This window comes from Streptomyces sp. NPDC050528, assembly GCF_044457795.1.
In the GTDB taxonomy this organism is placed as follows: Bacteria; Actinomycetota; Actinomycetes; order Streptomycetales; family Streptomycetaceae; genus Streptomyces.
Genome location: NZ_JBITHH010000001.1, coordinates 545,808 through 564,515, shown reverse-complemented (window position 1 = coordinate 564,515; position 18,708 = coordinate 545,808). Strand labels below are relative to the sequence as shown.

Annotated in this window: 13 protein-coding genes; 8 read left to right on the top strand and 5 right to left on the bottom strand. The window is 69.4% G+C overall.

Translation table 11 applies throughout. The features are described 5' to 3' along the window. Positions 1–102: 102 nt before the first annotated feature. The 3 genes from ACIBK4_RS02600 to ACIBK4_RS02590 all read left to right on the top strand — a co-directional run bounded on the left by ACIBK4_RS02600 (position 103) and on the right by ACIBK4_RS02590 (position 4,078). A complete protein-coding gene (locus ACIBK4_RS02600) occupies positions 103–1,521 on the top strand; it encodes a cation:dicarboxylate symporter family transporter (protein WP_398991403.1) in 1,419 nt (472 codons plus the stop codon). 239 nt (positions 1,522–1,760) lie between these two features. Continuing rightward, the gene (locus tag ACIBK4_RS02595; protein WP_398992919.1) at positions 1,761–2,525 is read left to right on the top strand and encodes a DUF2127 domain-containing protein; all 765 of its coding nucleotides are present in this window, start codon (positions 1,761–1,763) and stop codon (positions 2,523–2,525) included. A 68-nt stretch (positions 2,526–2,593) separates the two neighbouring features. Further along, positions 2,594–4,078, top strand: coding sequence for an AAA family ATPase (locus ACIBK4_RS02590; RefSeq protein ID WP_398991401.1), 1,485 nt, complete (start codon positions 2,594–2,596; stop codon positions 4,076–4,078). Positions 4,079–4,093: 15 nt separating this feature from the next. Here ACIBK4_RS02590 and ACIBK4_RS02585 read toward each other — a convergent pair whose 3' ends face one another. Next, positions 4,094–4,996, bottom strand: a complete 903-nt coding sequence (locus ACIBK4_RS02585; RefSeq protein ID WP_398991399.1) for an NAD-dependent epimerase/dehydratase family protein — start codon at positions 4,994–4,996, stop codon at positions 4,094–4,096. Positions 4,997–5,101: 105 nt separating this feature from the next. On the opposite strand from ACIBK4_RS02585, the gene ACIBK4_RS02580 reads away from it, so the two are divergent. The 4 genes from ACIBK4_RS02580 to ACIBK4_RS02565 all read left to right on the top strand — a co-directional run bounded on the left by ACIBK4_RS02580 (position 5,102) and on the right by ACIBK4_RS02565 (position 8,679). Then, entirely contained in the window at positions 5,102–5,545 is a 444-nt protein-coding gene (locus ACIBK4_RS02580; RefSeq protein ID WP_398991397.1) for an Lrp/AsnC family transcriptional regulator, read from the top strand. A gap of 29 nt (positions 5,546–5,574) precedes the next feature. Beyond that, positions 5,575–5,961, top strand: coding sequence for a MerR family transcriptional regulator (locus tag ACIBK4_RS02575; protein ID WP_398991395.1), 387 nt, complete (start codon positions 5,575–5,577; stop codon positions 5,959–5,961). Positions 5,962–5,966: 5 nt separating this feature from the next. Beyond that, the gene (locus ACIBK4_RS02570) at positions 5,967–6,290 is read left to right on the top strand and encodes a thioredoxin family protein (RefSeq protein WP_398991393.1); all 324 of its coding nucleotides are present in this window, start codon (positions 5,967–5,969) and stop codon (positions 6,288–6,290) included. Between the two features lie 157 nt (positions 6,291–6,447). Then, positions 6,448–8,679, top strand: coding sequence for a HelD family protein (locus tag ACIBK4_RS02565; protein WP_398992917.1), 2,232 nt, complete (start codon positions 6,448–6,450; stop codon positions 8,677–8,679). 155 nt (positions 8,680–8,834) lie between these two features. Here ACIBK4_RS02565 and glgB read toward each other — a convergent pair whose 3' ends face one another. Further along, positions 8,835–11,333 carry a 1,4-alpha-glucan branching enzyme gene (glgB, locus tag ACIBK4_RS02560; RefSeq protein ID WP_398991391.1) on the bottom strand — a complete coding sequence of 833 codons (2,499 nt, stop codon included), beginning with the start codon at positions 11,331–11,333 and terminating at the stop codon, positions 8,835–8,837. A gap of 817 nt (positions 11,334–12,150) precedes the next feature. On the opposite strand from glgB, the gene ACIBK4_RS02555 reads away from it, so the two are divergent. Next, the gene (locus ACIBK4_RS02555) at positions 12,151–13,293 is read left to right on the top strand and encodes a hypothetical protein (protein ID WP_398991389.1); all 1,143 of its coding nucleotides are present in this window, start codon (positions 12,151–12,153) and stop codon (positions 13,291–13,293) included. Positions 13,294–13,356: 63 nt separating this feature from the next. Here the strand turns inward: ACIBK4_RS02555 and ACIBK4_RS02550 are convergent, their stop codons facing one another. The 3 genes from ACIBK4_RS02550 to ACIBK4_RS02540 all read right to left on the bottom strand — a co-directional run bounded on the left by ACIBK4_RS02550 (position 13,357) and on the right by ACIBK4_RS02540 (position 18,642). After that, entirely contained in the window at positions 13,357–14,739 is a 1,383-nt protein-coding gene (locus ACIBK4_RS02550) for a maltokinase (protein WP_398991387.1), read from the bottom strand. 106 nt (positions 14,740–14,845) lie between these two features. After that, positions 14,846–16,546: a maltose alpha-D-glucosyltransferase gene (gene treS, locus ACIBK4_RS02545; protein WP_366437037.1), complete on the bottom strand. Its 1,701-nt coding sequence runs from the start codon at positions 16,544–16,546 to the stop codon at positions 14,846–14,848. After that, positions 16,543–18,642, bottom strand: coding sequence for an alpha-1,4-glucan--maltose-1-phosphate maltosyltransferase (locus ACIBK4_RS02540; protein WP_398991385.1), 2,100 nt, complete (start codon positions 18,640–18,642; stop codon positions 16,543–16,545). Before ACIBK4_RS02540 ends, treS begins: the two co-directional genes overlap by 4 nt. Between the last annotated feature and the right edge of the window lie 66 nt (positions 18,643–18,708).

Sequence of the window (18,708 nt, the reverse complement as noted above, 5' to 3'; positions counted from 1 at the left end):
CCGGTCCGCACCGTGATCAGCGCGGTCCGCTTGAAATCCCCAAACCCCGGACGTGAGCCGCACTCGCCACCCGGGTTCCGCCGGTCGTGAGCCGCACGCCGGATGATGCCGACGACGTCGTCAAGGAGGGCAGCCGTGGCCAGCACCCCCGCTCCCGCACCTGCCGCACCGCCCGCGAAGCGGGACCGCACCCACTACCTCTACATCGCGGTGATCATCGCGGTCGCCCTCGGCATCGCCGTCGGGTTCGCCGCGCCGGGCTTCGCCGAGGAGTTGAAGCCGCTCGGCACGGGCTTCGTCGCGCTGATCAAGATGATGATCTCGCCGATCATCTTCTGCACGATCGTGCTCGGCGTCGGCTCCGTACGGAAGGCCGCCCAGGTCGGCAAGGTCGGCGGACTCGCGCTCGGCTACTTCATCGCGATGTCGTTCGTGGCCCTGGCCATCGGCCTGGTCGTCGGCAACATCATCCACCCGGGCAGCGGCATGCACCTGACCGAGGCCGTCAAGGGCGTCGGGCACACGCAGGCCCAGGCCGCCGCCGAGGGCCCGGTCGACTTCCTGCTCGGGATCATCCCGACCACCTTCGTGTCGGCGTTCACCGAGGGCCAGGTCCTCCAGACGCTGCTGATCGCGCTCCTCGCGGGCTTCGCGCTGCAGGCCATGGGCCGCACCGGCGAGCCGGTACTGCGCGGGGTCGAGTACATCCAGAAGCTGGTCTTCCGCATCCTCGGCATGATCATGTGGGCCGCGCCCGTCGGTGCCTTCGGCGCGATGGCCGCCGTCATCGGCGAGACCGGCATGGACGCGCTCAAGGCACTGGGCACGATCATGGCCGGCTTCTACGTCACCTGTTTCCTGTTCATCGTGGTCGTGCTCGGCACGCTGACCAAGCTGGTCGCCAAGGTCAACCTCTTCCAGCTGCTGAAGTACCTCGGCCGCGAGTTCCTGCTGATCGTCTCCACCTCGTCCTCCGAGTCCGCGCTGCCGCGGCTCATCGCGAAGATGGAGCACCTGGGCGTCAGCCGCCCGGTCGTCGGCATCACCGTGCCGACCGGCTACTCCTTCAACCTCGACGGCACGATGATCTACCTGACGATGGCCTCGCTGTTCATCGCCGACGCGATGGACCAGCCGATGAGCATCGGCCAGCAGATCGGCCTGCTGCTCTTCATGATGGTCGCCTCCAAGGGCGCGGCCGGTGTCTCCGGCTCCGGTATCGCCGTACTGGCCAGTGGTCTGCAGTCGCACAAGCCCGCGCTGGTCGACGGCGTCGGCCTGATCATCGGCATCGACCGCTTCATGAGCGAGGCCCGCGCGGTCACCAACTTCGCCGGCAACGCCGTCGCCACGCTGCTCATCGGCACCTGGACCGGCGAGGTCGACAAGGAGCGCGTCAACCGGGTCCTCGCGGGTGAACTCCCCTTCGACGAGAAGACGTTGCTCGACGAGAAGGACGGCGACGACCACCTCGACGGCGTACCCGAGCAGGGCGGCGAGAAGGAACTCACCAAGGCCTGAGCCGCCGCTCCCCGAAGCGGGGCGCCCGGGCCGACCTGAACACGGTCCGGACGCCCCGACGACGCCGGGCGGCTGGGTGTCCCCCCGTCGCTCAGCCGCCCGGTCACCCTCGCTCCACCCGATGGTCCGGCCCTTTACGGCCGACTCTCACGCGGATGCACTAGCGTGCCGTGCCGTGCCGGAAACCTCCGGTGCGCACGGCACGTTCGCGTTCGGCGGGAGTCACGGGGGCCATGGGCATGAAGATCGACTGGGACCGGCGGCACTGCGCACGGCACGGGCACGCGACGTACGCGCCCGACGAACCGGCGCTGCGCGAACGGCTGCGCGCCGAGACCGGGTTCGGGGAGGCCTGGCGCTGTCTGCGCTGCGGCGACTTCGTCCTGGGTGAGCCGCACGGCTCCGGACCCGCCGACCACGCGCCGCTCGTACCGCGCGGGAAGGTGCTGCGGGACCTGTTCATCCTGCGGTTCCTCGCCATCGAGCGGGCCGTGCGCGGGGTGTTCATCGTGCTGGTCGCCGCCGCCGTCTGGAAGTTCAGCAACAGCCAGGACTCGGTGCGCAAGCTCTTCGACGAGTACCTCGACGTCCTCCGGCCCGTCTTCAAGCACTTCCACTACGACCTCGACCACTCGCCGATCGTCGGTTCCATACAGAAGACCTTCGGCTACAAGCACTCCACGCTGCTCCTGGTCGCCGTACTCCTGCTGGCGTACGCGCTGATCGAACTCGTCGAGGCCGGCGGACTCTGGTACGCCAAGCGGTGGGCGGAGTATCTGACGGTGGTCGCGACCGCCGCGTTCCTGCCGCTGGAGATCTACGAACTCACCGAACACATCAGCTGGTTGAAGATCGCCACCCTCGTCCTCAACATCCTCGCCGTCGTCTACATCGCCCTGGCCAAGCGGCTGTTCGGGCTGCGCGGCGGCCGGAAGGCCTTCGACGAGGAGCGGGAGAGCGCGTCCCTGCTGGAGGTGGAGACCTCGGCCGGGGTGATGGTCTGACGTCCGCGGTGCCCATGGTCTGACACTCTGGTCCGAAACATCGGAACCTGGGTACTACGGAGGCAGACATGGGCGAACCGGGCGGAGTGGAGTTCATGAGCGAGGGCGAGTACGAGCGCCGGTACGGCGCCGAACGCGACTCCTCGCCCCTCTCGTTGCAGCAGATCAGCGAACTCTTCTACCAGTTCCTCGCCGCGGTCGCCCGCCCCAAGTCCAAGGACTACGACCCCGCCCGCAACCTCACCGAACGCCTCCGCGCCCACCTCGGCACCGCCCCCGGCGACCGGCCCGTCGTCAAGGCCGCGTATCCGCCGTACGACCTCCCGAACGTGCATCTCGCGCTGGAGCACTGGTTCGCGGCGGAGGGCCGCTCCTACGAACTCGTCGGCATGCGCGGCGCGTCGAACCGCGGCGACCTCACCCTCGGCGACATCCTCGAAGCCGCCGACCGCCACGACCGGTTCACCATCGGGGCGGTCGACTACGCCCACCTCCCCGTCTCGCCCGACGCCGAACTCGCCTGTGTCTCCTGCGGGTTCTACCTCGGCGCGGAGGGCGAGGACCGGTTCGCGGTGCTGCTGCGCGGGCCGGGGGACGAGTACGGGCGGAACACGGTGGAGATCGAAGTCCTCGCGCAGGACAAGGAGTTCGCGGACCGACTGCTCGCCGAGATCGACGTCCTCGTCCGCGAGCACAACATCTTCCGCGGCCAGGTCCTCTCCTTCGAGGGCTCCGAATTCGGCCACGGCCTGGGCCCGTTCCGCTTCCACCGCCGCCCGACTCTCACCCGCGACGACATCGTGCTCCCCGAGGGGCTCCTGGAGCGCGTCGAGCGCCAGGTCGTCGGCGTGGCCCGCCGCCGCGACCAACTCCGCGCCGCCGGCCAGCACTTGCGCCGCGGCCTCCTCCTCTACGGCCCGCCCGGCACCGGCAAGACCCACACGATCCGCTATCTCCTGTCCCACCTCCCGCAGTTCACGGTCGTCGTCCTGTCCGGCACGAGCATCGAGGCGATCGGCCCCGCCTGCGCCCTGGCCCGTATGCTCCAGCCCGCGCTCGTCGTCCTGGAGGACTGCGACCTGATCGCCGAGGCCCGCGACTACGGCAGCGGCGAACAGCCCCTGCTCTTCCAGGTCCTGAACGAGATGGACGGCCTGGGCGACGACGCCGACGTCGCCTTCCTCCTCACCACCAACCGCGCCGACCTCCTCGAACCGGCCCTGATCCAACGCCCCGGCCGAGTCGACCTCGCCGTAGAAATCCCCCTCCCGGACGCCCCGGGCCGCGCCCGCCTCCTCGACCTCTACGGCGCCTGCCTGGACCTCGACGAGGAGGTCACCGCCGAGGCGGTGTCCCGCACGGAGGGCACGACGGCGTCCTTCACCAAGGAGTTGGTACGCCGCTCCGTCCTCATCGCCGCCGAACGCGAGTCGCGCCGCACGGAACCGGCCGACCTCCGCGCGGCCCTCGACGAACTCCTCTCCGACCGGGACCAGTTGACGCGGCGGTTGCTCGGGGTGCGTGGGGCCGGTGACGAGGACGAGCGGGAGTGACACCGTCGTCCTCGCCTACCGCACCGCCTCCGGCAGCCACTCCCGGGCGTGCGTGAACCGGTAACCGAGGCGCGTGGCACGGGAGTTGTCCATGCCGTAGGAGCGGGCGAAGGAGAACGGGGATGTGGCCTCGCCCTCCTCCGCCGTCCGGAACACCACCTTGCCGGACGGGAGTTGGGCGGCGAGCGCCTCGCACAGGTCCGCCGTGGTCAGCGTGCCGTGGGAGGCCGCGTTGACCGGGCCGGTGAAGTCCTGCCCTGCCGTCCAGAAGAGGAAGTCGGCGATCTCGTCGACGTGGATGTAGGTCGCCGGGTGGTTCGTGGCGGGGACGGTGATCGGCTCGCCGGTGCGGATGCGGTCGGCGTAGTGGTCCAGGCGGCCGGTGAAGTCGTCTGCGCCGCCCAGGACATGGGCCACGCGGACCGCCGTGTACGGGAACTCCGGTCCGGCCGCCGCGAACACCGCCTCCGCCTGCCGCTTGCCCTCGCCGTAGTGGGCGTCGAGGAACTCGGGCCGGTCCCAGGGGAGTTCGAGGTCGACGGTCACGCCGAGCGGATCGACGGCCGCTTCGCCCACGAGCGCGGGCGAGTCCTCGTGCTCGTACACCTCGACCGTCGACGTCATCACATAGCGGCCGGTGCGGCCGGTGAAGACGCGGCGGGCGATGGCCGCCTGGCGCGGGGTGTAGCAGACCTGGTCGACGACGACGTCGAAGGTGCGCGGGCCGAGCGCGGCGCGCAGCGCGTCCTCGTCGTCGCGGTCGGCGATCAGGTGCACCGCTCCGGCGGGCGGCGCCGACGAACCCCGGTTGAGGACCGTGACCCGGTCCCCGGCGGCCGGCGGCCGGGCGATCAGCCGCTTGCCGAAGTAGCGGTTGCCGCCGATGACCAGGACGTTCCGTGCCTTTTCCATGACCATAATTCTTCGGGCGTACCCGCGGGATCTGAAGGGGAAGACATGCGAGTTCCGGTCGCCGCACCGAAAGAACCACGGCATCCGCGAGCCACCGCCAGGGAAACGACGGTGGCCTTCGACGAGCTGGACCGGCAGATCCTCCACCTCCTCCAGACCGACGGCCGGATCAAACTCAGCGAACTGGGGCGCCGGGTCCGGCTGAGCCCGGCCGCGGTCACCGAACGCGTCCGCCGACTGGAGGCCGCGGCCGTGATCAGCGGCTACGGCGCCCAGGTCGTCCCGGGCCGGCTCGGCTACGGCATCCAGGCGTTCATCCGGGTCAACCCGCACGGTGGATACACGCTGAAGCACCCCAGGACCCTGGAGCTGATCGAGCGCCCCGAGATCACCGAGGTCCACCATGTCGTCGGCGAGGACTGCTGGATCCTCAAGGTCGCCGTCCGGGACACCGTCCACCTGGAGGAGGTCCTCGAAGCGGTCTCCGCGCTCGGGCGCACCACGACGTCGATCGTGCTGACCTCCCCGGTGGAGCGCAAACCGCTCTTGCCCTGACGCCGACGTCAAGGATTACCGTCGTAGACATGCGAATCGGCGAGCTGGCCGCGCGGGCCGGGACCACCACGCGGGCGTTGCGGTACTACGAGTCGCGGGGGCTGCTGCCCGCGCGGCGGGGCGGCAACGGGTACCGGACGTACGACGAGGACGATCTGAAGCTGCTCCGGCAGATCAGGACCCTCCAGGACTTCGGGTTCGATCTGGAGGAGACGCGGCCCTTCGTGGAGTGTCTGCGGGCGGGACACCCGGAGGGGGACTCGTGCCCGGCGTCGCTCGCCGTCTACCGGCGGAAGCTGGCCGAACTGGATTCCCTGATCGGGGAGTTGCAGGCCGTGCGCGCGGAGATCGGGGTGCGACTGGCGACGGTCGAGGAACCGGTGCCGTTGTGCGAACTGGGAGGGCAGGAACTGTGATCGACATGACCCACGTCATGGACGTGACGGACGAGAATTTCGCGGCGGAGGTGATCGGGGCCGAGTTGCCGGTGCTGGTGGAGTTCACGGCGGACTGGTGTCCTCCGTGCCGGCAGATGGGGCCGGTGCTGCGCGCCCTCGCCGCCGAGGAGGGCGATCGGCTGAAAGTGGTGCAGTTGAACGTCGATCAGAATCCGGAGACCACGAACGCCTACAAGGTGCTCTCGATGCCCACCTTCATGGTCTTCCGGGGCGGTGAGCCGGTGAAGGCCATGGTGGGAGCCCGGCCCAAGCGACGGCTGCTGGACGAGCTCTCCGACGTGCTCTGATCCCACCCGATACGCAAAGAAATCCCCCGAGCAATTGCGCTCGGGGGATTTCTTTGCGTATATTCAATGGTTCGCGACTTCACGGGAATTGGGTCGCAAAGAGGCTTAGTGAGCACAGTATATATGTCCGGGAGTGGAATTGTCAAACAGCGATGAAATTCACGGTGAGCAGGAATTCATCGACGGCCTGTACGCGCGCGTGGACGCGTTGCGCGACGCCACCGAGGACTCCGTCACGGACGCGCTCGGGCAGAGCAACACGCCCAGGCAGGCCCGGCTGGAGCGGGACATCCTGGTCGCCGAGCGCTCGGCGCTGCTCGCCGCGCTGAACGCCGTGGACGGCTCGCTCTGCTTCGGCCGGATCGACCTGACCTCCGGCGTCAGCCACCACATCGGCCGCATCGGCATCCGCTCCGACGACGCCGACCTCACCCCGATCCTGATCGACTGGCGGGCCGGCGTCGCCCGCCCCTTCTACCTGGCCACCGGCCACACCCCGATGGACCTGCGCCGCCGCCGGCACCTCACCACCGACGGGCGCCGCGTCACCGCCCTGCACGACGAGATCCTCGACCTCGGCGACGCCACCCGCACCGGCCACGAGGACCCGACCGGTGACGCCGTGCTGCTCGCCGCGCTCAACTCCGCGCGCACCGGGCGGATGAGCGACATCGTGCAGACCATCCAGGCCGAACAGGACGAGATCATCCGCGCGCCCTATCGCGGGGTGCTCGTCGTCGAGGGCGGACCCGGCACCGGCAAGACCGCGGTCGCGCTGCACCGGGCCGCGTATCTCCTGTACGAACACCGGGAGTTGCTCGCCAGGCGTGCCGTCCTGATCGTCGGCCCGAACCCGGCGTTCCTCGGCTACATCGGCGAGGTGCTGCCGTCCCTCGGCGAGACGGGCGTGCTGCTGGCGACCGTCGGCGAGCTGTTCCCGGGAGTGAAGGCTACGGCGACCGGCAGTCGTGCGGCGGCCGCGGTGAAGGGCCGCGCCGACATGGCCGACGTGCTCGCCGCCGTCGTACGCGACTGGCAGTCGCTGCCCGACCCGGTGATCGCGATCGAGCACGACCGCGAGATCCTGATGCTCGACGACGGCCTCGTCCGCGTGGCCCGCGACCGCACCCGCGAGGCCCGGCTCCCGCACAACGCGGCCCGCGAGCACTTCGAGGGCCACATCCTCAACACGCTCACCGAACTGTTCGCCGAACGCATCGGCACCGACCCCTTCGACGGCAGCAACCTCCTCGACCCCAGTGACATCACCCAGATCCGCGACGAACTCGCCGAGAACCCCGAAGTCTGGGCCGCCATCGACCAGTTGTGGCCCCGGCTGACCCCGCAGTACCTCGTCGCGGACTTCCTCGCGGACCCCGTGGGCTACGTCTCCGACGACGACGCCGAGGCCATCCGGCGGCCGGTGACGCGTGAGTGGACCGTGGCGGACGTACCGCTGCTGGACGAGGCGGCGGAGCTTCTCGGGCGGGACGACCGGGTGCGGCTGGCGCGGGCGCAGCGTGAGCGGGAGGAGCAAGTGTCGTTCGCGCAGGGGGTGTTGGACGTGTCCTTCGCTTCCCGGACCTTCGAGTTCGAGGACAAGGAGGAGGGCGATCCCGAGGGGTCCGAGGTGCTGTCGGCGCACGACATCATCGACGCGGAGCGCTTCGCGGAGCGTCAGGAAGAGGAGGACCACCGCAGCGCGGCGGAGCGCGCGGCGGCGGACCGGACCTGGGCGTTCGGCCACATCATCGTCGACGAGGCGCAGGAACTCTCCCCGATGGCCTGGCGGTTGCTGATGCGGCGGAGTCCTACGCGGTCGATGACGCTGGTCGGTGACCCGGCGCAGACGGCGGAGGCGGCGGGGGTCGGCTCCTGGGCGGAGATCCTCGCCCCGTACGTCGAGGACCGCTTCGACCACACCCGCCTCGGCGTCAACTACCGGACCCCGGCCGAGATCATGGACCTCGCGGCGGCGGTCGTCCGCGCGGAGAACCCGTCCTTCGAACCGCCGAGTTCCGTGCGGGCCACTGGCGTGCGGCCCTGGGTGCGGGCGACTGACGATCTGCCGGGGGCTGTTGCCAAGGCCGTGGGTGAACTTGCCCATGCGGAGGGGCGGTTGGCGGTGATCGCGCCGCGGGATCTGCATCGGCGGTTGGCTGCACGGCTGGACGGGGTTACGGCTGGCGCCGAGCCGGATCTGACGCGGAGTGTCGTTCTGCTCGATCCTCGGCAGGCGAAGGGGTTGGAGTTCGACTCGGTGCTGGTTGTGGAGCCGGGGCGGTACGGGACGAGTGATTTGTATGTGGCGTTGACTCGGGCTACGCAGAGGTTGGGGGTTTTGCATACGGGTTCGCTGCCGCTGAGCTTGGCGGAGGCGGGGGTGTAGTGAGGGTGGGCGTACCTGGGGGCTGCGCCCCCAGACCCCCGTCGGCCCTGAAGGGGCCTCGTCCTCAAACGCCGGACGGGCTGAGTAATACGGCCGGCGTCAACAAGTGCTGAACAGGCTGGATTTCGCCGGCCGGTGCCTACACCGTCAGGTTGCTACGCCGGGCGCAACCAGATCGTGGCCAGGGGTGGCAAGGTCACTCGGATGCTGGCGGGCCGGCCGTGCCACGGTTGGGGTTCTGGCTTGATGGGGTCCGGGTTGGTGACGTCGCTGCCGCCGTAGAGGGCGGTGTCCGTGTTGAGGGTTTCGTGCCAGGCGGGGATGTCGTCGGGGGTGCCGAGGCGGTATTCGTGGCGGACTACCGGGGAGAAGTTGCTGACGGCGAGGAGGGGGGAGCCGTCGGTGTCGTAGCGGAGGAAGGCGAAGACGTTGTCCTCGGAGGCGTCGCCGGTGATCCACTGGAAGCCGGACGGGTCGGTGTCCAGTTGCCAGAGGGCGGGGGTGTGGCGGTAGACCGTGTTGAGATCGCGGACCAGGTCGCGTACGCCTCGGTGGTCGGCTTCGGCGCCGTAGGCCGGGTCCAGGAGCCACCAGTCCGGGCCGTGGGTTTCCGACCATTCCGCGCCCTGGGCGAACTCCTGGCCCATGAAGAGGAGTTGCTTGCCAGGGTGGGCCCACATGAAGGCGAGGTAGGCGCGGAGGTTGGCGCGTTGCTGCCACCAGTCGCCGGGCATCTTGGAGACCAACGAGCGCTTGCCGTGGACTACTTCGTCGTGGGAGATGGGGAGGACGTAGTTCTCGCTGTAGGCGTAGACCATGGAGAACGTCATCTCGCCGTGGTGGTGTTTGCGGTGGACGGGCTCGTGCGACATGTAGTCGAGCGAGTCGTGCATCCAGCCCATGTTCCACTTCAACCCGAAGCCCAGGCCGCCGAATCCGCCGGGTCCGATGTGGTGCGTGGCGCGGGTGACGCCGTCCCAGGCGGTGGATTCCTCGGCGATCGTCACGACACCGGGCACCCTGCGGTACACGGTCGCGTTCATCTCCTGGAGGAAGGCCACGGCGTCGAGGTTCTCCCGGCCACCGTGCTCGTTCGGGGTCCACTGGCCCGGTTCGCGTGAGTAGTCGAGGTAGAGCATCGAGGCGACCGCGTCCACGCGCAGGCCGTCGATGTGGAACTCCTCGCACCAGTAAACGGCGTTCGCCACAAGGAAGTTGCGTACCTCGCGGCGGCCGAAGTCGAACTCCAGGGTGCCCCAGTCGGGGTGCGCGGCACGGAGCGGGTCCTCGTGCTCGTACAGGGGGCGGCCGTCGAACTCGGCCAACGCCCAGTCGTCGCGCGGGAAGTGGGCCGGGACCCAGTCCATCAGGACGCCGATACCGGCCTGGTGCAGGGCGTCGACCAGGAACTTGAAGTCGTCGGGGGTGCCGAGGCGGGCGGTCGGGGCGTAGAAGCCGGTGACCTGGTAGCCCCAGGAACCGCCGTACGGATGCTCGGCGACCGGCATCATCTCGACGTGGGTGAAGCCCAAGTCCTTGACGTAGGCGGGGAGTTGCTCGGCGAGCTGGCGGTATGTCAAACCCGGGCGCCAGGAGGCGAGATGGAGCTCGTAGACGGAGAGGGGTGCTTTGTGGGCGGGGAGTTCGGCGCGCTGGGCGAGCCACGCTTCGTCGTTCCACTCGTAGTGCGAGGCGTGGACGATCGAGGACGTGGCGGGCGGGACCTCGGTGCGGCGGGCCATGGGGTCGGCGCGCATCGTCTTCGACCCGTCGGGCCGGGTGATCTCGAACTTGTACAGCTCGCCCTCACCGATGCCCGGCATGAACAACTCCCAGACACCGGTACCGCCGAGCGACCGCAGCGGGGCCCCTGTCCCGTCCCAGAAATTGAAGGTACCGGCGAGGCGTACACCTTGCGCGTCCGGCGCCCACACGGTGAACCGGGTGCCGGCGACTCCTTGATGCGTCATCGTCCGCGCCCCGAGCGCCTGCCACAACTCCTCGTGCCGACCCTCACCGATCAGATGCAGATCCAGATCCCCGAGCGCGGGGAGGAACCGGTACGCGTCCTCGACCTCCTGCACGGCCCCGTCGTAGGCCACGGCGAGCCGATACTCCGGCACGTCCTGCAGAGGCACCAACCCTGAGAAGAACCCGTCCCCGTCGTCATGCAGCTCAGCCTTCAACCGGCCTGCTACGACGGTCACTCCGAGCGCGAAGGGGCGGAACACCCGGAAGGCGACACCGCCGGGGACGGGGTGGGCGCCGAGTACGGAGTGGGGGGCGTGGTGGGTTCCGTGGAGGAGACGGCCGCGGTCTGTGGCGTCCAGGGCGGGGGAGATGGTGGGGGTGATGTTCGGGGGGACGGGGGTGGTTGCCGGGGTGGTCGGCGGGGGCGGGGCGTCGGCTGAGGCGGGGGTGTCAGGCGAGGCGGTCAGAGGGGTCGGTGTGGGGGCTGGTTCGGTGGGCGGGGCTGTAGACGTGGTCGGCTTCGGGGTGTTGGTGGAGGCCGGGGGTATGAACGGGGCCGGTGTGGTGGGTGGTGTGGTCGGCTTCGGGGCCTCTGCCGAGGGTGTCGGGGTGGTGGGCCTCGAAGCGTCGGTGGAGGCCGGTGATGTGGGCAGGTTCGCTTCAGCGGGCGGGCTCGACGGCATCGCCGACTCCGGGGCGTTGGCCGATGCCGACAGCGTGGCGGGGGCCGGAGCCGGAGCGGTGGGCGAGGTTGATGCCGTGGGTGGAGTCGGGGCGTTGGTGGTGGCCGGGGGTGTGGACCGGTTCGGTTCGGCGAGTGAGGCCGGAGGCCTGCTCAATTCCGGGGCCCCGGTCGATGCCGACAACGGAGCCGGAGCCGGGATGGTTGCCGGGCTCGGCGTTGAGGTCGGTTCCGGGGCGTCGGCCGGGTTCGACAGCTCGGCCGGACTCGGTTCGACGGGCGGGGGTGAGGACGCGATCGGCTCTGCTGCCTCGGCAGGCGCCGGCAGCGTGGCCGGGGCCGAGGTGGAGCCCGCTTCTGAGGTGGAGCCCGAGTCCGGAGTAGGGCCCGACTCTGAGGCGAGGACCGCTTCTGGGACAGAGCCCGCTTCCGGTGCATGGTCCGCTCCCGGGGTGGACTCGCTGCCGGGTGCGGTAGCGGCCTGCTCCGGTGTAGAAGTCGCCCTCTCTTCTATGGCATCCGCCTGTTCCGGTGCAGAGGCATCCTGCGCCGATACGGAGGCTGCTCCCTCCGATACGGAGGTCGCCCTCTCCGGTCCGGCATCTGCCTCTTCCGGTCCGGCACTCGCCCTCTCCGGTGTGGAAGCTTCCCTCTCCGGCGCAGAATCTGTCCGCTCCGGTGCGGAAGCTGTCTCCTCCGGTACGGAAACCGCCCCCTCCGCTCCAGCAACCACCCTCTCCGGTACGGAAGCCGTCCCGTCCGGCGCGGAAGAATCCGCCTCCGAATCCATCCCGGTGTCGGCGGTAACCATCCTCCGCGTGGGCTTCTCGTCAGCCGCGATCGTCTTCCTGGCCAGGCCCTTCTTCGCCGAGTTCTTCTTCCCGGCACCCTTCTTGGCGGTGGCCTTTTTTACCGTGGCCTTCTTCGCGGCGGCCCTCTTCGTCACGGCCTTCCTCGCGCTGCCCGTCTCCGCGCTGCCCGTCTCCGCCACGAGTTCGTCTGCCGAGCCCGATTCCGCCGGGACCTTCGCCGTCACGTTCGTCCTCTTCGCCGTACCGGTCTTCGCGGCGCCCGTCTTCGTCATGGCCTTCTCCGTCGCAGCATTTGTCGCCGAGGTCTCTTCCGCCGAACCAGTCTTCGCCACGGCGTTCTTCTTGTTCGTCGCCTTCTTGGCTTCGGCCTTCTTGGTCACGGCGTTCCTCGCCGCAGCCTTCGTCGCCGCTGCCTTCTTCGTGCCGGCGTTCTTCGTCGTCTTCCTCTTGGCCGCGGCCTTTCCAGGCTCGGCCGTCTCAACTGGCGTGTTCTTCGCCGCCGCCCCCTTGGCATCGACCTTCCCGGGTCCAGCCGTCTCAGCCGGCGTGTTCACCGTCGTCGTCCCCTCGGCTCCGGCCTCTCCGAGCCCAGCCGTCTCAGCCGACGCGTTCTTCGCCCCCGCCCTCTCGCCTCCGACCTCCCCGGCCTCAGCTGTCTCAACCGCCGCCCTCTTCGAACCGGCCCTCTTCGCACCAGCCTTCTTCGCACCGGCCTTCTTCAGACCAGCCTTCTTCCCGGCAGCGCTCCCCACCCCGCCCCGCTTCTTCGCCGCCTTCTCCACAACCGCCCCTTTGCCCGCGGCCGTCTCGCCACCGCCCCCTTTGCCTGCGGCCGTCTCGCCACCGCCCCCCTTGCCCGTGGCCGTCTTGCCCGCGCCCTTCTTACCCGCAGCCCTGTCCCTCGTCCCCTTGCCCCCCGCCCCCTCACCCGCAGCCTTCCCCGCACCCCCACCGGTCTTCCCCGCACCCCCACCGGCCTTCCCCACACCCCCACCGACCTCCTTCGTACCGCCCCCGGCACCACCCCCCGTCCCCCCAGGAACCGCCGGCTGCACTTCCGCACCGCTCTTCTCCTCGGCCGTTTTCTTCCTCGGCTTTGGATCCGAACCGTTGGACGGGGGACGCGGGGTCACGGGTAGGGCCTCCTGAGTGGGGTGGGTTCGAGGCGGGTGGGGGTGAAGTCGAGGTGGGGGAAGCGGAAGTGGGGCGGGGTCAAGTCGTCGGGTTGGCCAGTCGCCGTACTGCCGACATCGGCACCGGAAGCCAGTCAGGGCGATGGCGGGCCTCGTAGAGGACTTCGTAGATCGCCTTGTCCGTCTCGTACGCGCGGAGCAGGACCGGGTCCGTCCGCGGATCCACCCCCGTCACCTCCGCGTACCCCGAGCAGTACGCCGCCCGGCACACATCCGCCCAGCCCGGCGCAGCCGGTGTCGTCGAGTGGGCCGCGTAGTCGAAGGAACGGAGCATCCCCGCGATGTCCCGTACCGGAGGCTGGGGCATGCGGCGTTCGGCGAGGGGGCGGGACGGTTCGCCCTCGAAGTCGATCAACGACCATTCGCCGGACGGCGAGTGCAGGCACTGGCCCAGGTGCAAGTCGCCGTGGATGCGTTGGGCGGTCCAGGTCACGCCCTCCGCCGCCAAGTCCGCCAGCGCCGAGAACGCCGAGTGCAGGCCGGGCGCGTACGGGCGGAGCGCCGGTACCGCCTGCGCCGCCGCGTCCAGGCGCTCGGTCATGCCGTTCACCAGCAGTTCCAGTTGGGCACTGCCCAAGGTCATGGTCGGCAGCGCTCGTGCCAGGGCCACGTGGACCTCCGCCGTCGCCCTGCCCAGCGACCTCGCCTCCGCGCCGAAGTCCTCGCCCTTGGACAACTCGCTCAGCGCCAGCTCCCAGCCGTCCGCCGCGCCCTGCACGAAGGGCTGGAGGACTCCCAGGACGTACGGCTCGTCGGCGAACTCCGCCCGTAGCCATGCCGTCGGGGCCGGTACCCGCGGGCAGCCCTCCAGGGCGAGGGCCAGGGGGAGTTCCAGGTCCGGGTTGGTGCCGGGGACGATCCTGCGCAGCAGTTTCAGGATGTACGTATCGCCGTAGACCACCGATGAATTGGACTGTTCGGCCGTCATCAGGCGCGGGGTCAGGCCGGGGGCGATCTCCGGCGCGTCCGGGGCCCGTTCGAAGCGCAGCCCGCCGATGCGGGCCTGGGTGCGCAACGCCTCCAGGAGCACCTCGGCGGGCCGGGGGTCGTACAGGGCCTCGTACACCGTGTGACCGGCGAGCGGGCCCTCCTCCACATGTCCGATCAGCGCGGGCGCGAGCCGGGGTGGCAGCGCCTCGCGCACACCTATGAGGAGTTGGTAGCAGTCGCCGGGGGCCGGGGATTGGTGGGCTCGGACCAGGAGGTGGTAGAGGCCCAGCCCGCCGTCCGCGGGAAGCAGCTCCGTCGCCGCCACCAGCGAGAAACCGCTGACGGGACGACCCTTCCCCGCGAACCACCGCTGCCTCGGCAGCCACTCCCGCAGGAGAGGGTCCAATGACGCGAGGAGGCCCGGGCCGGGACCCGGACTGGTCCGGCCGGAGATGGTGACAGTTTCCGCCATGGAGTCACGTTCCTTTCCCCGGGGGTGGTCGGGGTGTCACTGTTGCGTGCCCCGGGCGGGGCGGGAGAAACCGAAACCGCCCCACCCCACCGGGATCCGCAAGGACCTACGCGGCTTCCTTGCGGAGCCGGAACCAGTAGAAGCCGTGCCCCGCCAGCGTCAGCAAGTACGGCAGCTCTCCTACGGCCGGAAAGCGCACCCCGCCGAACAGTTCGACCGGATGCCTCCCATTGAACGCCCGCAGGTCCAGTTCCGTCGGCTGCGCGAACCGGGAGAAGTTGTTCACGCACAGCACGAGGTCGTCCTCGTACTCGCGCAGGAACGCGATCACCGCCGGATTGGACGACGGCAGCTCCCGGTACGAACCCAGCCCGAACGCCAGGTTCTGCTTGCGGATCTCGATCATGCGGCGGGTCCAGTGCAGCAGCGAGGAGGGCGACGACATCGACGCCTCGACGTTGGTGACCTGGTAGCCGTAGACGGGGTCCATGATGGTCGGCAGCGAGAGCCGGCCGGGGTCACAGGACGAAAAACCTGCGTTGCGATCCGGTGTCCACTGCATCGGCGTGCGCACGGCGTCGCGGTCGCCGAGCCAGATGTTGTCGCCCATGCCGATCTCGTCGCCGTAGTAGAGGATCGGCGAGCCGGGGAGGGACAGGAGCAGGGCCGTGAACAGTTCGATCTGGTTGCGGTCGTTGTCCAGGAGGGGGGCCAGCCTGCGCCTGATGCCGATGTTGGCGCGCATACGCGGGTCCTTCGCGTACTCCGCCCACATGTAGTCGCGTTCCTCGTCGGTGACCATCTCCAGCGTCAACTCGTCGTGGTTGCGCAGGAAGATGCCCCACTGGCAGCCGGACGGGATCGCCGGGGTCTTGGCCAGGATCTCCGAGACGGGATAGCGGGACTCCCTGCGGACCGCCATGAAGATGCGGGGCATCACGGGGAAGTGGAATGCCATGTGGCACTCGTCCCCGCCGCTCTGGTAGTCGCCGAAGTAGTCGACGACGTCCTCGGGCCACTGGTTCGCCTCCGCCAGCACCACCGTGTCGGGGTACTGCGCGTCGATCTCCTTCCGCACCCGGCGCAGGAACTCATGGGTTGCCGGAAGGTTTTCGCAGTTGGTGCCCTCGGCCGCGAACAGGTACGGGACCGCGTCCAGCCGGAAGCCGTCGATGCCCAGGTCCAGCCAGAACTTCAGCGCCGAGATGATCTCTTCCTGTACGGCCGGGTTCTCGTAGTTGAGGTCCGGCTGGTGGGAGAAGAAGCGGTGCCAGAAGTACTGCTTGCGGACCGGGTCGAAGGTCCAGTTCGACGCCTCGGTGTCGACGAAGATGATGCGGGCGTCGGGGTACTGCTTGTCGTCGTCGGCCCACATGTAGTAGTCGCCGTAGGGGCCGTCGGGGTCCTTGCGCGACTCCTGGAACCACGGGTGCTGATCGCTGGTGTGGTTCATGACGAAGTCGATGATGACGCGCATGCCCCGTTGGTGGGCGGAGTCGACGAACTCCACGAAGTCCGCCAGATCGCCGAACTCGGGGAGTACGGCGGTGTAGTCCGAGACGTCGTAACCGCCGTCCCGCAAGGGCGACTTGAAGAACGGTGGGAGCCAGAGGCAGTCGACGCCGAGCCACTGGAGGTAGTCGAGTTTGGCGGTGATGCCCTTGAGGTCACCGATGCCGTCGCCGTTGCTGTCCTGGAAGGAGCGGACCAGGACCTCGTAGAAGACGGCGCGTTTGAACCACTCGGGGTCCCGGTCCTTGGCGGGAGTGTCCTCGAAGGTGTCCGGGACGGGCTCGTTGACGATCATATTGTGGGTGACCCTCCGATCTGCGGGGACGGTCGCAGGACGGTGAGGATGTGTGCGGGCCGGTTACCCGGTTCCAGGCGCACATAGTTGGCCCTGCCCCAGTGATAGGTCTCACCGGTGAGCTCGTCGCGCACCGGCACCGACTCGTGCCATTCCAGGCCGAGTTGCGGCATGTCCAACGAGACCGTGGCCTCCTGGGTGTGGTGCGGATCGAGGTTCACGACCACCAGAACCGTGTTCGAACCACTCCGCTTCGAGTACGCGATCACCGCCTCCTGATCCACCTCGTGGAAGTGAAGATCGCGCAGCTGCCGCAACGCCGGGCTGTGGCGCCGGATGTCGTTGAGCCTGCCCAGCAGAGGCGCGATGCTCCGTCCTTCCCGCTCGGCCGACGCCCAGTCACGGGGCCGGAGTTGGTACTTCTCCGAGTCGAGATACTCCTCGCTGCCCGGCCGCAATGGGGTGTTCTCGCACAACTCATACCCGCTGTACACCCCCCAGGTGGGGGCGAGGGTGGCGGCGAGTACCGCCCGCAATTCGAAGGCCGGTCGGCCGCCCTGCTGGAGGAACTCGTGCAGGATGTCGGGGGTGTTCACGAAGAAGTTCGGCCGCATGTACGTCGCCGCCTCACCCGCCAACTCGCCCAGATATTCGGTGAGTTCCTGCTTGGTGTTGCGCCAGGTGAAGTAGGTGTACGACTGCTGGAAGCCGATCTGGGCGAGCGTGTGCATCATCGCCGGACGTGTGAACGCCTCGGCCAGGAAGATCACGTCCGGGTCGGTGCCGTTGATGTCGGCGATCACCCGCTCCCAGAACACGACCGGCTTGGTGTGCGGGTTGTCCACGCGGAAGATCCGCACCCCGTGGTCCATCCAGTGCCGCAGCACGCGGACGGTCTCCGTGATCAGGCCGTCCATGTCCCGGTCGAAGGCGATCGGGTAGATGTCCTGGTACTTCTTCGGCGGGTTCTCCGCGTACGCGATCGTCCCGTCCGGGCGGTGATGGAACCACTCCGGGTGCTTCTCCACCCACGGGTGGTCCGGCGAACACTGGAGCGCGAAGTCCAGCGCGATCTCCATCCCCAGCTCGGCGGCCCGCGCGACGAACGCGTCGAAGTCCTCCAACGTTCCGAGCTGCGGGTGGATCGCGTCGTGACCGCCCTCGGGCGAGCCGATCGCCCAGGGGACACCGACGTCGTCCCGCCCTGCGGAGAGGGTGTTGTTCGGGCCCTTGCGGAAGGTGCTCCCGATCGGATGGATCGGCGGCAGGTACACCACGTCGAAGCCCATCGCCGCGATGCCGTCCAGGCGTTTCGCGGCCGTGCGGAACGTGCCGTGGGGCTGGGCCGGAGTGCCTTCGGAGCGCGGGAAGAACTCGTACCAGGCGCCGTAGAGGGCCCGCTCCCGCTCGACGAGCAGTGGGCGGGGCTCGGCGGCCGTGACCAGTTCCCGCAACGGGTAGCGCTCCAGGACCTTGTCCACCTCCGGCGTCAGCGCGGCGGCGAGGCGGGCGGCCGGCGGGCGGGTCTCGTCGCGGAGGGCGGACACGGCGGCGCGGAGGACGGGGCGGAGGCCCTTGCCCTTCGGGACGCCGGAGATGGCGCGTTCGTACAGGCGCGCGCCCTCCTCCAGGACGAGGTCCGTGTCCATGCCGGCCGGGATCTTGATCCGGGCGTGGTGACGCCAGGTGGAGACGGGGTCGCTCCAGGCCTCCACGGTGTAGGTCCACCGGCCGGGTTCGCCGGGGGTCACGGTGGCGCCCCAGCGGTCGGTGCCCGGGGCGAGCTCCCGCATCGGGGTCCAGGGGCCGGGGCGGCCGTCCGGGTCGTAGAGGACGGCGTTCGCGGCGACCGCGTCGTGGCCCTCGCGGAAGACGATGGCCGATACCTCGAACGTCTCACCGGTGACCGCCTTGGCGGACCGGTGGCCGTGCTGGACGACCGGCCGGACATCGAGGACGGGGATGCGTCCGATGCCGGGCGATGTGCCGTCCGCGGAGGGTGGCTCCGGGGCGGGTGGTGCCGTGCCGGCGGGGCGCACGGGGGGCGTGGCCTTGCCGGATGTCGGGGGTGCTGACGAGTGGTGCGTGGCGGGCATGACCGCTCCTGTCCGCGTCAACGTGGGTGTGGGCGGATGGATGTGGGGAGGTGGGTCCTGCGAAGA